Raw genomic sequence first — 15,300 nt, 5'->3', positions numbered from 1 at the left:
ATTTCATAAATTGAGGCCGTTTCTTGCAAAACGGCCTCAATTTCTTTACTTAGCAATAGTACCCTCTACCCCTTGGACAAACCAATTAAATTCAAGCATATCTTTATCAGACATCTTTTGACCACTCTCAACTTTTACGCTGCCCTGTTGATCTTTAATTGGTCCGGTAAACACATCCCACGAGCCTTTACTAATTTCATCTTTTTTCTTGGCAATCAGTGTTTTGGTGTCTTCGGCAACCATCGGGCCATAGGGTCCAAGATCGACGATATTCTCTGCCATGGATCCCCAATATTGTTCTGATTTCCAGGATTTATCCAGAACAGCTTTAACTGTTTTTACGTAATAAGGTCCCCAGTTCCAAACAGGGCCGGTCAACACAGCTTTAGGCGCAAAGCTGCGCATATCGGAATTATAGGAAACGGCGAATTTCCCCTTTTCCTCAGCAGCCTGCATGGGAGCAGGAGTGTCCTGGTGCATGGCGATAACATCGGCACCGGCATCAAGAAGACTCTTAGCTGCGTCTTTTTCGGTTGCAGGATTATACCAGGTATTGCTCCAGACAACTTTTACTTTCACATCAGGATTCACGGACTGTGCTCCCAGAGTAAAGGCATTAATACCACGAATGACTTCCGGAATCGGGAAGGCAGCTACATACCCAATGGTGTTGCTCTGTGTCTGCTTGCCGGCAGCGATACCGGACAAATAACGGGCCTGATACATTCTTCCAAAATATGTACCTACGTTATTAGCAGTTTTAAAGCCTGAGCAATGCAGGAAGGTAACGTCAGGAAACTTCTGTGCCACTTTTTGTACATAATCCATATAACCAAAGCTAGTGGCAAAAATAATCTTATTGCCTTTCATGGCAAGCTCGGTAAGTACCCGTTCCGCATCTGCCCCTTCCGGAACAGATTCAACATAGGTAGTTTCCACATTGGGCATTTCTTTTTCCAAATACTTACGGCCTTGGTCATGAGCGGTGGACCAGCCCGCATCTCCAACAGGCCCTACATAAACAAACGCAACTTTCACTTTGTCCGCTTTCGCCGGTGCCTTTTCTGCCGGTGCCGGACTTTTACCGCATCCAGTTACCAGCAACGCCGCAATCATCACCATCGCCAGCAGCAGGATACCAATTTTACGTTTACCTTGTTTCTTCACCGTATCTCCTCCTTACGAATAATGCCTCGCTCTATATCAGGGAATAACCCCAGAGCAGCCATAAAAAGCGCACAAAAGCCCGAGCAAAGGTAGGCTAGCTTGCAACACTGCTCACTAACTCACCCGCCCGGGCTTTTAATCCCTTTGGCGTGTCCCATTAAATGGGTATATACCTTTAATCCATACGCAAATAAAACGACCTATGAATCGTCAGGTACATTCCACTCATAGTAAGGTATTTATCGGTCACCTTGTAGAGACTCTCGGACCTTATTTCCAAGATTATACGAGTGTAAGCTTTTTATTTAATTATAGTCCTCTTGTAGAAAACATTAGTACTTTGTATTTAAGTATAGCTGAATTTTGCGTGAAAGTCTAGGGGTTTTTAATCAGCGGCTAGGGCAAATCGTGCCATTATTTACGTCATAATAAACCACTGGCGTGCTTGTGTCCTCTCCACAAGCATGCACATTCCGTATCAGCTGACGAGTATGTTTATGGCAGGAGAACAAAAAGACTTGCTGCGTTTTGGCTACTTCCAGCAGCACTTTGGCTGTTCCCTGCTGTCGTGGGGCATCGAAGCGAACGAGTACATCATCAAGAATAAGCGGCAATGGTTCAAGCAGGCGGCCAAACTCCAGAGCCAAGCCCAGCCTTACAGCCAGGTATACCTGGTCACCCAAACCACTGCTCCAGGCATTCTCGCCCTTGCTGTTACGGGCTTTGTCCACCAGTTGAACGTCGCTGCCACCGATAGCAGACACCATCTGATACCGGTTATCTGTCATAATCCGGAGAAATTTATCCGCCTCTAAAATAACACTGGGCTGCCGTTCCTGTTCATAAATATTGCGGGCCTGTTCCAGTAGATGGCGGGTAAGAGCCAGTTTTGCCCACTGTCTGCCTGCATCACTTAGCTGATAATCCACAGCATTACGCTCAGCCAGAAGTAAATTCATTTTATCATCCTGCCCCAGCTGCTTTAATTGGTTAGCAATGGCTCCCACTTCCTGTGGCTTTTGTGCACCATCCCTTTCCAGTGCGCTTTTTTCGCTTTGCAGATTATTCTTCTCCTGAGTAATCTTTGCGAAACTAGTATCCTGTAAGGCCTCCTCCAGATAGACTTGTTTAGCTGCCGTACCGGCAACAACGCGCAATGCTGCTGCCAGCTTATCAAGTGTATCCCGGCTAGAACGCCATTGGTTATGCCGTTCCGCTAACGCGCGAAACTCTTCTTCACCGTCTGTTCCGGCCTCCCGGAACAGCTCTGTTAATGCAGCTTCCACAGCTGCAGCTTGCTCCCGGCTCTGCTCCAGACTTGCTTGAAGCTTACTTACAGTCTGTTGTAAATAGGCCTTCTCTTTGGTAAGTACTCTCCCTTGCGCCAGCTCCTGGTACAGCGTCTCCAGATTATGGACAGTAAGCGCCATCTGGGAGTGGCGTCCTGCCTTTTTTAAAATATCGAGGAAATCCGCTTGGAGGTTCTCCAAATACTCACCGGCAGCAGCCGTTCGCGCTTTCGCCTGAGCATACTGACGCTGCAATGAGCGGGCAGTTTCTACGGCCTTCAGTACAATTTCAAAGGCTTCGGGGCTGCTCTCCTGTGAAAAATGACGTTCTGAGAGCCAGCTTCGCCACTCTTCCTCCAGCACTTGTTTTTGCCGGAAACATTCCTGACACTCAATCAATGCGACTTCTGTCAGCTGAGAGGCAGATTTCTGCCTCCCAGCCAGTATTTCAAGCTGTTTGGTCAGCAGCAGCCAATTTTCAAACGCTTTACGGATGGTAACCACTTGTTTCTCCAGTTCATCTGCTTCCTCAAGCGTGTCCGGTTTGCCAAGGCCCATGGCCTGCGTAGCAGCGTCCAGCCGCGACTCACATATCTGCTCCTGCCTGTCTAAATCAACAATAGCACCGGCTATTTTGGCCTTATGCTGCTGTAGCAGCTGCTCTTCTGTTGTTGTATGCTGTGTCCATGCGCTTCGTTCTTTTAGCTGCAGCTGCCGCTGCCTTAGAACAACAAAGGCTGTGAACACCCCGCCAATAGCAGTAACAACAGCAGCAGCCATGGATACTTGCCACAAAAACCATGCTCCGGCCAGGCAACCTGCTCCAAATACCGGTCCTGCCCACCCCGGCAGCAGCGAGTGCCGGAGATTACGCCCGTAATGCAATTGCGCCAGCTGCCTGTCAAGTCCTGCAGCCACCTCAACAGCAGCAGTCCGTGCTTGTCTTATTTGTTCCCCCTTGATTAACTCGCTCCGTGTTATCCGGAGCCCTTCCTCAAGCAGCTCCATTTCCCTTTCATCGGCAACAGCAGGCACTGGCATTTGTTCCAGCCTCTGCCGCAGACCGGCGACTTCCTTATTAAGCTCTTCCAGGGCCTGAACAGTCTGTCTTTCACTTAGCTTTGCTTGACCAATTTTTTGCTCTGCCTGCAGAAAACGGGCTGCATAATCCTGCACCCTTTGCCGGACAGCAACAGAGATATCCACTTCATCCAGCATCGTATCGTGCCATTCGGGGCCGATCTCCCTTAACGAGCGCTCATATTGTTCCTTAAGACTCTGCTGTTCCGCCAGCTGCAGCGGCTGCTGCTTACTCTCTATGGCAAGCCTGCCTTTTTCACTGTATATGCGTTCAATATCACTTTCTACCCTAATAATAGCATCATCAACCAGCAATGCCGTAAGCTGCTCGGTCGCTTCCCTGCAGCTTGCGTTTTTTTCCTGTACGTCTTGCCGATTATCCTGGCGTTTGTGCAGCAACTGCTCCAGTCTTGCCAACCCATTGGCAGGAAAATTGCGGGTATTTTGCAGCTCCTCTTCCTTTTCTTTTTCAAGCTGCATTCTGGTCCACGGTTCCCAGGCTTGTTCCAGCTGGGCCAGCTGAGCTAACCGGCCATTGATCTCTTCCAGGCGCCTCGCTTGCTGCTGTATTTCACTGACAAGACTTGTCCGCTTGGCAACAAGAGCGGCATAAAGAGCCTCATCTTTTTTGGCCTCCCGGCTTTTAACAGCCAGCCCATCCTGTTCTTTGAGGAGTCTGTTAATCAGCTTTTTTCCCTGAGCGGCGGCAATCAGCAGTTCTTCCCGCTGCTCATCTACCTTTTTTATGGCCTCCACAAGCACTGTCCCGCCCGCTCCTGCTGCAAAAAAGCGGGACCGGACAGTGTTTTCAGCAAGCAGCTTCAGACCTTGCAAATCTTCGAGACTGATAGCAAATATCTTCTGATAAGTATTGCGATCAAGCCCGCTCAGCCACTTCATTGCCGGGTCAAAGGGCATTCTCTGTCCATTGCCGTCAGTTACAATCACAGTCTTACCACTGCGGCTAATGAGATACTCCTGGCCGTCCTGGTCTTCAATAAGCAGCTTCCCACTACAATTGGCCTCGCTGTTTCGCGGGAATCCGAAGAAAATGGAGCGCATAAAATTAAGCAACGTAGTCTTACCACTTTCGTTATCGCCCACAAGTACAACTAAACCCTTTGGCAAATCAGCAACACTGTGCTGCTGATAAATGCCAAAATTGTCAATATAGATCGCCTTGATTCTCACTCTTGTTCCTCCCCTGCAAGCAAGAGATCCAGTCCGATAATTTCAGCATCCTCCAGCAGATCGCTCAAGTCCTGATCGGAGAAGGCCATAATGATATGCTTAATTTTATTGCTTTCCGGGCGGCTTAATAAAATATCCCGGATTACTTCTGCGTTGGACTTAACAGCCGCTTCCTGCCGGAGAGCATCGGCAGAGCGGAGAAAATCGCCGACCAGATCAGGTACTTGCCTGCGCTTGTCAATATCCAATTCGGGTCTCGTCTTAATCACAATAGAGTCAATCCAGGCAAAATCTCTGCGCTGCTCTTCACCGTCATTTAAATCAGCTGCCAGATCCCGTATGATGGACCTTTGCTGCAACATTCCATGCAGGGTTCCCCTTCCGGTAATTGTCAACCGGCTGATACTGCCGCGCTCCTCTGCTGCCGCCCGCAGTTCCTGCTGCTTGGCAAACAGCTTCTGCCTGAGGCTGTCAATTGTCTCTGTTTTATCTATCGAGATAGCAGCCTGGTACCACCGCAGTACATCGGTAGGATGAAAATTAATTTCTGTTCCGCCATCAGCCTGCACCCGGACAAGATAACAGCCCTTTTCACCGATTTCCTTGCTGCTCCGGCCTTGCGTATTGCCCGGATAAACAATAACCGGCGAGCTGTCAGACAGGATTGTCCGGTTATGGATGTGTCCCAGTGCCCAATAATCCATATTGCCATTGCGCAAATCGGCTATCGTACAGGGAGCATAATCGTCATGGTCCTCACAGGCGCCTACATTGCAATGCAGTAAGCCAATTGCATATTCATCCGCTTCATGACGGATAAACTTTGCTGCCAGATTCTGTTTAAGCCGGTAATCGTTATGACTGACTCCATACACATGGGCAATTACCTGCCCCTGCCGTACTACCGGAATGCGCTCTACCCGGTCGGCACTAAATACATGAACTTCTTCAGGCAAGGCAATATTCGCCTTCCAGGCCTTTACCGGATCGTGATTGCCATGAACAGCAAAACATTGGATTCCGTGCCTTGCTGCCCTCGCCAGCGTATCGGCATACCGGATTTGCGCTCTGAGACTATTATCGGCACCGTCATATATATCTCCGCCAATCAGGACAAAATCGGCATTATTTTCAATAGCAATGGTAATAACATTATCAAAAGCCTGAAACGTTGCTTCTCTGAGCAGACTCGCTACTCTTTCATTTTTGCCGGACAGACCCTCAAAAGGACTGTCCAGATGCAAATCTGCGCAATGGACAAACGTAAACGGTGTTCTTGTCTTCATCTTTTTCGCTCCCTGCGGCCTGCAGACGTTATCCTTGTTCCACTGTTTCCTGCTCCTAATTCACCGGCCGGAAACCAGGCTTCTTTTAGCAATTGAACGGCCTGCAGCATATTACCTGCTGGTATCTTTGAAAAATACAGGATCATCCGAGGCTGCTTTTCAGGCGTGTTTTCCCAATAATAATCCTGCACCGAGGCAACCCGGCAGCCCTTGGCCATCGCCCGGTCAACCAGCTCCTGTGCCGTAAGCTCAGAATGAACGGTGATCAGTGTATGCAGACCTGATTCCGTCTCATTTACTTCTACCAGTCTGCCGAAGACTCGCTTGAGCGCATCAAAAAACAACAGGCTTTTTTCATAGTACAATTTTCGCAGCCGCCGTATTTGCCGTTCAAGATGACCATCGCCCATAAACTTGGCTAACGCGAGCTGTTCAATCGTAGATGCCGCCTGATTGTACAAAGAGGAGTTCTTGTGATAAACAGGCAATAAACGATCAGGCAGCACCATATAGCTGATTCGCATCGACGGTGGCATAACCTTGGAAAACGAGCCTAAATATACAACATTTTCACCGTAATCCAGCCCTTTCAGAGCCGGTATCGGACGGCCGAAATAGCGGAACTCACTATCATAGTCATCTTCAATAATCGTAGCCTCAACTTCTTCAGCCCACCTGAGCAGCCGGTTCCGTTTACCGATAGGCATAATGTAACCGGTCGGGAACTGATGCGAAGGGCTGACATAAACCAGACGGGTTTTACTAGCAACCAGCTCCTCCATATCAATACCGTCCGTTTTCATTTTAATGGGGATAATCTGAAAGCCGTGATCGGCAAAAATATGACGGCCGTTTTTAAACCCCGGTTCTTCAAAGGCGATACTGCTAGTATCCGCTTTCAATATACTGCAAAGCGTATTCAGCAGGCTTTGTACCCCAGGACCGATAATAATTTGCTCTTTAGAAACCTTCCCGCCCCGGGAGTTGTGTACATACTTGGCAATCTCACTGCGCAATTCTTCCTCGCCCTGAATATTTCCGTACCCGACTAACCGCTCTTTATTGGCAAAAACCTTACTGACATACCGCTTCCATAAGGAAAAATTAAAGCCATCAATGTCCATTTCCCCACTGGCAAAATCGTAAAACACCGTACCCTCTTCTATTTCTACTGTACTTGCGGCAGCTTGGGTGTCTGCCGGCCACGCTGCTTTAAACGCAATACCCTCATAGTTATTAACGCGATAACGCGAGCGGTCACAGTTTTCAATATAGCCTTCGCTCATTAATTGTTGATAAGCCTTTTCAACCGTAATTTTACTAACAGCCAGACTTTTTGCTAAGCCGCGAATAGATGGCAGCTTTTCCCCCTCGCTTAACCTGCTGTTTTCAATTTCTCCTTTAAAATGTTTATAAAGCTGTATATATAAAGGTTCTTTACTATCCGGGCTGAGCATAATTAACTCCATCTCTTTCTCCTCCCAAAACTGTACCTATTAAAAATATCGATTCTGTATATTTTAAAAGCATCATTTATATTTTATAATACAACTACCATTTTGGAAACGACTAATTGATACCGATTATGGGAGGCACAGAACATGAAAGTATATAAAGCTCTTACGGTAGCTGGTTCCGATACCAGCGGCGGCGCTGGCCTGCAGGCAGATTTAAAGACCTTTCAGGAATTAGGAGTCTATGGCATGACGGCCATTACGGTCATTGTGGCACAAAATCCGAAAAATGAATGGGCTCATGACGTTTATCCCCTGCCGCTGGAAGTACTGGAAGCCCAGCTGGAAACCGTTCTGGCAGGCATTGGCGTTGATGCCTTAAAGACAGGCATGCTTGCCACCAGCGAAGTAATCTCATTAGTAGCAAAAAAAATTGACCAGTACGGTGTCAAAAATGTTGTCATCGATCCGGTAATGGTCTGCAAAGGCACCGATGAGGTGCTGCATCCCGAGTCAGCGATCAGCATTCGTCAGGAACTTGCTCCTCGCGCAACTATTATAACACCCAACCTGTTTGAAGCGGCCCAGTTGAGCGGCCTTGCTCCCATTCGCTCCGTTGAGGATATGAAAGCAGCAGCAGAAAAAATCTATGCCCTTGGCCCTAAAAATGTTTTAATTAAGGGCGGCTCCAAGCTTGGTACGGCAACAGCAGTTGATGTGCTGTACGACGGCAAGGAATTTGAAATATTGGAATCTGCTAAAATTGACACTAAATACACTCATGGTGCCGGCTGCACCTACGCCGCGGCAATAACTGCCGGCCTGGCGCAAGGCTTATCTGTCCGCGAAGCGGTTAAACAGGCAAAAGCCTTCATTACTGCTGCAATCGGACATTCCTTCCCCCTTAACTCATACGTGGGCCCCACTTATCACGCTGCACACCGCTTAAAATAACTAAGTTTCTCAATAATTTTACAAAAAAACGGTCTGGCTAAAATGCCAGACCGTTTTGTATTATGCATTACTTAATTCTTTACCCAATGTCCGGCAAGCTTCCAAGCCGTCTTCATCAGGCGCATTTTGGATAATCAAGCCCTCGCCTATTACCTTCGCACCGCAGCCTTGCATTCTGGCAACCCAGTCCTGCATCCATTCACCATTACCCCAGCCGTAGGAACCAAAAAGAGCAATTGGCTTGCCGGTAACAAGGGATTCTATAGAGCTGATAAATGGCTCCATTTCCGCTTCTTCCAGCACTTCTGCTCCCATCGAGGGGCAGCCGATTGCCAATGCATCAGCATGCAGCACCGTATCTTTATCTGCCTCACCAACATGAAGCAATCTTACTTCTGCCCCCTGGGCTTTAGCGCCTGCTACAACAGCCTCAGCCATTGCTTCCGTATTGCCTGAGCCACTCCAATAAATAACCGTAATTTTACTCATCACTCTTCCCCCTATATATGTGTATTGCTTAACCCGCTAAAAAAACAAACAAGCGCCGCCTTGTGCATCAGACTTGCGCCAGGTCTTCCATAATTCCCTGCTGATCTTCAATGATTAATTCACCATCGCAGGTCAACATCCGGTACTGAACATAACTCAGCATCGCTAATGCATGACCATGACAATTGCCTACCGCATCAAGATTAACAACAATCCGACGGTAACCATAATGCAAATGATCTAGCAGCTTATTTTTCAAAAAGTCGATATGCTCTGCGCATACGTCGCCACCAATATTGATATAGACTTGATCGAAATCACTTTTCACCAGAATTGACATTAGCCACCCCTCCTGTTTTCACATTGGAAGTTATGCTGTCATTTATATAGTAGGCTGATCACCTCGCGCAATGCGATTATCAGCCCCAGTAAAACAATCAATAGTCCGATTCCTTTTTTTAGTAGATACATCTTCCCCTCCTCATACTGATATTGATAATCATTTTCATTTATATGATAATCAATTTTTGCTGTTCTTGTCAAGCTATTTGGACAAAAAATAGCCGCCCTTATGGGCGGCTGCCAGATTCACCTGCATTTCGGATATAGGCTGAAAGCCTGTATGCAATTTGCGTATTTTGCAATTGAACACCCGCCAAAACGAGCAACAGACCTAATGCAGATAGTACCGTTATCGGCTCGTTAAGCCACCAATACCCCACTCCCTGAGCAATAATTGGTGAAACATATGTCCATGTTGATGAAAATACAGGCCCGCTCTTCTTCACCAGCCAGTAATAAATGCCATGACCGACCATGGACCCCAGCACGGTAAGATGCAGCCATGCATACATTACCGTTTCGTTTATCTGTACTGCACCAGGCGATTCAAAAATCAAGGAAAGCAGCAACAATCCAACTCCGCCGAAAACCATTTGATAAGCATTAAACAAAAAAACATCAGAAGTCTTTTGCAATGCTTGTTTTGAGCGTACCGCTCCCATTGCCGCACATAATTCACCTGCAAGAATCGCAATGATTGCCCAGACAGCCCAGGCATTATCTGCCACTACTACTGATGGAAATATCGCTAGCGCTACCCCGGTGAAGCCAATAACTAACCCGGCTTTTTGCACAGCCGCTAGTTCATTTTCTTTTTTATACCATTGAATAAGTGCAATCAGTGCTGGTGTAGCTGCAGCAAATAAAGCTGCCAACCCGGAAGAAATATACTGTTCTCCCCAATATAACGCCGCAAACAGGGCTGTCGTCATCATTACACCCACATATAAGGCATCTATCACTTGCGTCCTGGGAAGCCGGACAGGCTTCTTCCGGCAATACATAAATAAGCCAACAGCTATTCCAGCTGCCAAAAAGCGTGTTCCACCAAAGAAGAATGGTGGTATGCCGGCATCTACGCCTACTTTTATTGCTAAAAAGGTGGTTCCAAAAATCAAACACATAACCCCGTACGCTAAGTACAAAAACCTCTCCCCCTCTTGCAGTTATATATAACACTCGCTATTATGTACTTATATAACACCAGTTAGACTATAACAGTCAACAGCAACATATAACAGTCGAGGAGGGACCCCTGTGAATATACATATTGAACGCCCTTCTACTATCCCGATCAAAGAACAAATTTATTTAGCAATTGCCCAGCGTATCCGTACAGAGCTTTTCAAGCCCGGTCAGCAGCTCCCTTCGGTGAGGCAATTCGCCCTTCAGCTTGCCGTCAGTCCCTTGACAGTTGTCGCTGCCTACCGCCTGCTGGAGCAAGCCGGTCTTGTCCGGACAGTACACGGAAGCGGCACCTTCGTCTCTGAGCAAAGCCGGGGATTATTTGATCCTCCGCCACAGTCTGGAGTAGCTGAAGCCAACCCGTGGGACTGGCAGCTATCTCTTAAGGATTACTTGCCGCGGGCAAGTATGTGGAGTCAAAGTGCGATCCGATTGCCTCCAACTATTCTTGATATGGCTACTGCCTCTATTCACAGCAGCTTATTGCCAAGCAATTTGATTACTGACTCTATTCAAAAAGCATTGACGCTTTACTCCGATGCGGTCGGTAAATTATCGCCGTTTAGTGGTGATCCTGAATTCATTGCGGTCATTGCCGATTATCTTCGTACCTACCATGTTGCACTTGAACCTCATCAAATGCTGATTACAAACGGTACCCAGCAAGGCATCGATTTGTTTTGCCGCACTTTTTTAGGCCCTGGCGACACAATAGCCGTAGAAACGCCTTGTTTTTCCGGTGCAATTGATGCGTTTCGCTTAAGTCAGGCTACCATCCAGCCTATACCGGTAGACGGTCAGGGCATTCGTCTGGATGTACTGGAGGAATTAGTTGAAAAGACTACCATTAAAGCGATTTACACCGTCCCCACTTACCACAATCCAACCGGAACAGTTATGCCCCTAAGCCGTCGCCGCGAGCTGCTTGATTTTGCGGTTGCCCATAATATTCTCATTTTAGAGGATGAGCCTCACCGGGAGCTCGGCTTTAGCGATAATGTAAAAAAACTGCCGCCCCCTCTAAAAATGCTCGATGCCAGTGGCAGAGTCATCTACTTAAAAGGGTTCAGCAAGTTCTTATTTCCCGGTATACGCCTGGGGCTGCTTGCTGCTGACGGTACTATTTATAAGCGCCTGCTTGCAGCTAAATCTATTGTCGATCTCGGTTCACCACTTTGGCTGCAAAAGTCACTCATCCCTTTTTTCCGCAGTTCTCAGGCAGAAAAATATCTAACCCGCCTTAATCAGATTTTACGCAAACGCAGTCAATTGGTTACCGAAACGCTCATTTCCTCTCTGTCTCCTGCAATTAAGTGGCAAAAGCCGGCAAGGGGATTGTATCTATGGCTTACGCTGCCTCCATCAGTCAACGCCGACAATCTTATTCCTGAAGCGCATCACCGAGGCATTCATTTCCTGCCCAGTTCTATCTTCTACCCAGGCGAACCGGCTTCCAATCACCTCAGAATCTGCTGGACTAATCTATCCGATAAGGACCTGCCAGTCAGCCTTACGATTCTTTGCGAACTGTTAAACAGTGCTGTACGGAATGAAGGCCGATAACGAAGAAACCACTGATCGCCATATTGGTATCAGTAGTTTTTTCGTTATCGGGCTCTTTTTTCCAGCCCGTACAAATCTTCTATACTATTGCTAAGCAACGCATGTGCATCCCTTATGGCCTGATTATATATATGGGGCCCAATATCTGCAGCAATAAACTCAAGCACTTTTGCCGCCTGAAACTCGCTGAGTTCTTCCTCTCTTTCCTGCAGGAAGAACTCTTGAATATTTCTGATTAAATCTTGCCGGATTTCCTTGCTAAACTCCACCTGCTTCATCTAATTTCCTCACTTCACCTGATGATTTGCCGGGAAACTGACTGCAAAAAATCTTCACCAACTGAGGATCAAATTGCGAGCCCGCACTGCGCTTTAATTCAGTAATTGCAGCTTGATGACTCATGGCCTCGCGGTAAGGCCGGGGGCTTGTCATTGCATCATAGGCATCTACAACAGCCATTACACGGCATTCAAAGGGTATTTGTTCGCCAACTAACCCTAATGGATAGCCTGCTCCATTCCACCACTCATGATGCTTTAATATCCAATCAGAAATGGGCAGCAAATCCGTTGAGGCCTGGGCAATACGATAACCGATTTCACAGTGACGCTGAATCTCTAGACGCTCCTCATCATTTAGCGTTCCCTGTTTAATTAAAATATGGTCAGGAATACCGATTTTACCAACATCATGAAATTCCGCGAACAATTGAATGCCTGTTATTTCCGATTCAGGAATGCCGGCTGCCAGCGCAAAATCAGCAATCAGTGTCTGCATACGATCACTATGAGCTTCGTTATTATAATCACGAGCTACCAGCATTTGTTTAAGCGTTTGTATGATGGAACCCTGAATTCCCGCTTTGCGGTATAATTTTTCCCGGTACATTTTATTATCCGCTTCCCGCAGTAAGTCGGATATGATGAGATCACGCTCTGTCGAATAGGCAAAGCCGATTGACATCTGCACTGAAATAGCACTTTCAGATAGTTTTTCGTTTTCAAGCCGGTTATTATCGCGAATCCGTTTATATAACGTCTCCATATCTTCTAAAGAACTGCCACGGACCAAAATAGAGAACTCGTCGCCGCCCGTTCTGGCAATCACATCCTGAGGACGAAAGGAAAGCTGAAAAATTGTTGCAGCCTGGGTCAGCAAGACATCGCCCTGGGCATGACCAAATGTATCATTAACAAATTTCAAGCCGTCTATATCAATCATAAACACGCCAACACCCTCTGCAGTGCTGCCGGAAAACTCCGTAATTTCCTTTTCAAAATAAGTGCGGTTATAAAGGCCGGTCAACGAATCATGATAAATCAAATACAGCAAATGCTCCTGCGCCTGTTCACTCTGAGCCAGGTATCGCTGTGCCTTGTCCTGTTCTGCTTTGTAATGCTTGAGAATAACCATGAAAACCCATACATTAAATATAATTGTCGTCATCAAGCCAATTGAAATATCAATAAATCGATCAAACCTGCCGGCATAAGCTACAATGATTGACGGATAATAGTACTCTAAGAACAAAAGGGCATTTACGGCTACCAAAAAACCTGCTATCACAGCAATTCTACGAATGCCAAACAGCATTGTAGCGCCCATTGAGGAAAATAGAATTACATAAAAAGGGATACTTCCGGAGATACCACCGTTCAATATCCATGAAGCAGGAATAATAATGAAAACTACTATTACTAAGATCCAAACAACGGTCTGATAGCGGTGCTTTACCACTGATGTATAATAAAGGGCCGCTAATACAACTGCATAAATAATGCATGACAGTACCAGCAATGAATCTAAATCTAAAATATAATTTGTGACGGCGCTCCATATTGCTAAGCAAAAACCGAAAATCAGGATTATATTTAAAAGCCGATGCTCCAAAGAGAATTCTAATTCATTGCCAATCAAATCATAGAAATTAAAGCCCATTTCGGCTAACACACCTTCCTAGTCTGCTCATCTCTTTGCCGAATCATTTATTGCAATAGACTAGTTTATAATGAATGTTACATGATCCTCTTTATATAAGTTTTGTTTATTTTCGACATAATTGTAAAAATTCCCTGTTGAACTTGTACAAAAGCAGCTGAACCACTGTATCAATATTTATACGCAATGCTCTCACTTTTGAGCAATGCAACCATCGTTAAATCGACAAATTCATCCTTTACCCGTTCATACTTTCTGAGTACCCCTTCTTCTTTGAATCCTAGTTTTTCCAACAAACCAAGTGAGGAGCGATTGGCAGGCTCGACCAGGGCTTGTATCCGATTTAATTCCATCTTGCAAAAGCCAAAATCAAGTAATGCTGTCAAGGTTTCAGCCATAATTCCCTGCCTCCAGAACTGCTGACCCAATTCATAACCTATCTCTGCACGACAATTTTCCTTATCCCAATTATTGAACCCGCAAGTACCCAGAACCAAGTTATCTCTTTTTCGCACTATCGCCCAGCGAAATGCTTGTTCCTGCTGAGCAAGATTATTTAGCAGACTAATCATTTCCTCTACCTGCTCTAAATTAGTAAAAGGCTTAATATTCATGTGTCTTACCACCTCTTGATCGGACCAATAGGCAAATAAAACAGGGGCATCTGCAAGCTCTATCTTACGAAGCAGCATTGATGAAGTTTCAAATTGCTCAAATACAGTATTCATTGAAGTTCTTTTCTCCTTATCCATACATGGTTGTCCATCTATTCTTGATCAACTAGTATTTCTCCTCATTCAATTCCCTATGAAACTTTTTAACACCTGCCCAAAATAGGAAGAAAGAACTTCATCCACTAGTCTGCATATTATGTAATAAATACACATAGGAGGTTCCTTTATGTCTAATTGGCAGTTTCCAGAGTTAATTGATTGGGAAGAAGTCACGCTAGAAGCAAAGCAATCCTGTTATCCAACCTATTTTTGTGTACCACGCTTATGCAGCCCCTCTTGGTGTTACCCAAATTCGTGTGCACCAGTTATCTTTAAATAATTTGGCTTAATTTACTTTGCATCATTATAGTGCGATTCGGTTTAAACTAAGCAAGGAGGTGATCATATGTTTCATATGCATCGCAAACGCAAACTGATGAATATGGAAATGCCGGATGTCAACATGCCGGACATGTCTACGACCACAAAGGTTTTAGTGGCGGGTGCCATGGTTTACTTCGGTGCTAAAATGTTGATGGAAGAAATGATGGATTAGCCTCCGTAAAAAGGCCCTGGTTTATTCCAGGGCCTTTTTCATATCCGTATGAATATAATCAGCAGGAGAATACTATTGGCAATATCCAAATGT

At 46.1% G+C, this 15,300-nt stretch carries 13 protein-coding genes and 1 riboswitch; of the genes, 3 read left to right on the top strand and 10 right to left on the bottom strand.

The features are described 5' to 3' along the window. Positions 1–45: 45 nt before the first annotated feature. From RTR76_RS01110 to RTR76_RS01095, 4 genes are all read right to left on the bottom strand, one after another. On the bottom strand, positions 46–1,167 hold the full coding sequence (locus RTR76_RS01110) for a BMP family ABC transporter substrate-binding protein (protein ID WP_312515642.1): 1,122 nt from the start codon (positions 1,165–1,167) through the stop codon (positions 46–48). A 208-nt stretch (positions 1,168–1,375) separates the two neighbouring features. Beyond that, a riboswitch (purine riboswitch) is annotated at positions 1,376–1,477 on the bottom strand. 79 nt (positions 1,478–1,556) lie between these two features. Then, positions 1,557–4,727 carry an AAA family ATPase gene (locus RTR76_RS01105; RefSeq protein WP_312515639.1) on the bottom strand — a complete coding sequence of 1,057 codons (3,171 nt, stop codon included), beginning with the start codon at positions 4,725–4,727 and terminating at the stop codon, positions 1,557–1,559. Beyond that, positions 4,724–6,013: a DNA repair exonuclease gene (locus tag RTR76_RS01100; protein ID WP_312515636.1), complete on the bottom strand. Its 1,290-nt coding sequence runs from the start codon at positions 6,011–6,013 to the stop codon at positions 4,724–4,726. The genes RTR76_RS01105 and RTR76_RS01100 overlap by 4 nt, the downstream gene beginning before the upstream one ends. Beyond that, positions 6,010–7,482 carry a PLP-dependent aminotransferase family protein gene (locus RTR76_RS01095; RefSeq protein WP_312515633.1) on the bottom strand — a complete coding sequence of 491 codons (1,473 nt, stop codon included), beginning with the start codon at positions 7,480–7,482 and terminating at the stop codon, positions 6,010–6,012. The genes RTR76_RS01100 and RTR76_RS01095 overlap by 4 nt, the downstream gene beginning before the upstream one ends. Positions 7,483–7,614: 132 nt before the next feature. Here RTR76_RS01095 and pdxK point away from each other — a divergent pair, with 132 nt between their 5' ends. After that, entirely contained in the window at positions 7,615–8,421 is an 807-nt protein-coding gene (gene pdxK / locus RTR76_RS01090; RefSeq protein ID WP_312515630.1) for a pyridoxine/pyridoxal/pyridoxamine kinase, read from the top strand. A 60-nt stretch (positions 8,422–8,481) separates the two neighbouring features. On the opposite strand, the gene RTR76_RS01085 is transcribed toward pdxK, so the two are convergent. The 3 genes from RTR76_RS01085 to RTR76_RS01075 form a co-directional block, all read right to left on the bottom strand. Next, positions 8,482–8,910 (bottom strand): flavodoxin, encoded by a 429-nt coding sequence (locus RTR76_RS01085; protein ID WP_312515627.1) that lies wholly within the window; start codon positions 8,908–8,910, stop codon positions 8,482–8,484. A gap of 67 nt (positions 8,911–8,977) precedes the next feature. Continuing rightward, on the bottom strand, positions 8,978–9,250 hold the full coding sequence (locus RTR76_RS01080) for a sulfate transporter (protein ID WP_312515624.1): 273 nt from the start codon (positions 9,248–9,250) through the stop codon (positions 8,978–8,980). Between the two features lie 229 nt (positions 9,251–9,479). Further along, complete coding sequence (locus RTR76_RS01075; protein ID WP_312515621.1) at positions 9,480–10,397, bottom strand: DMT family transporter; 918 nt, start codon at positions 10,395–10,397, stop codon at positions 9,480–9,482. 112 nt (positions 10,398–10,509) lie between these two features. On the opposite strand from RTR76_RS01075, the gene RTR76_RS01070 reads away from it, so the two are divergent. After that, the gene (locus RTR76_RS01070; RefSeq protein ID WP_312515618.1) at positions 10,510–12,000 is read left to right on the top strand and encodes a PLP-dependent aminotransferase family protein; all 1,491 of its coding nucleotides are present in this window, start codon (positions 10,510–10,512) and stop codon (positions 11,998–12,000) included. Between the two features lie 44 nt (positions 12,001–12,044). Here RTR76_RS01070 and RTR76_RS01065 read toward each other — a convergent pair whose 3' ends face one another. From RTR76_RS01065 to RTR76_RS01055, 3 genes are all read right to left on the bottom strand, one after another. Next, the gene (locus tag RTR76_RS01065) at positions 12,045–12,278 is read right to left on the bottom strand and encodes a DUF2164 domain-containing protein (RefSeq protein WP_312515616.1); all 234 of its coding nucleotides are present in this window, start codon (positions 12,276–12,278) and stop codon (positions 12,045–12,047) included. Further along, positions 12,259–13,950, bottom strand: coding sequence for an HD-GYP domain-containing protein (locus RTR76_RS01060; protein ID WP_312515613.1), 1,692 nt, complete (start codon positions 13,948–13,950; stop codon positions 12,259–12,261). Before RTR76_RS01060 ends, RTR76_RS01065 begins: the two co-directional genes overlap by 20 nt. Positions 13,951–14,108: 158 nt before the next feature. After that, the gene (locus RTR76_RS01055; protein WP_312515611.1) at positions 14,109–14,666 is read right to left on the bottom strand and encodes a GNAT family protein; all 558 of its coding nucleotides are present in this window, start codon (positions 14,664–14,666) and stop codon (positions 14,109–14,111) included. 391 nt (positions 14,667–15,057) lie between these two features. On the opposite strand from RTR76_RS01055, the gene RTR76_RS01050 reads away from it, so the two are divergent. Next, on the top strand, positions 15,058–15,207 hold the full coding sequence (locus tag RTR76_RS01050; RefSeq protein WP_312515608.1) for a hypothetical protein: 150 nt from the start codon (positions 15,058–15,060) through the stop codon (positions 15,205–15,207). Positions 15,208–15,300: the final 93 nt, after the last annotated feature.

This window comes from Anaerospora sp. (assembly GCF_032013335.1).
Taxonomy (GTDB): domain Bacteria; phylum Bacillota; class Negativicutes; order Sporomusales; family DSM-15969; genus Anaerospora.
Note: the sequence above shows the minus strand (reverse complement) of the source record. Positions and strands in the feature narration are given on the sequence as shown.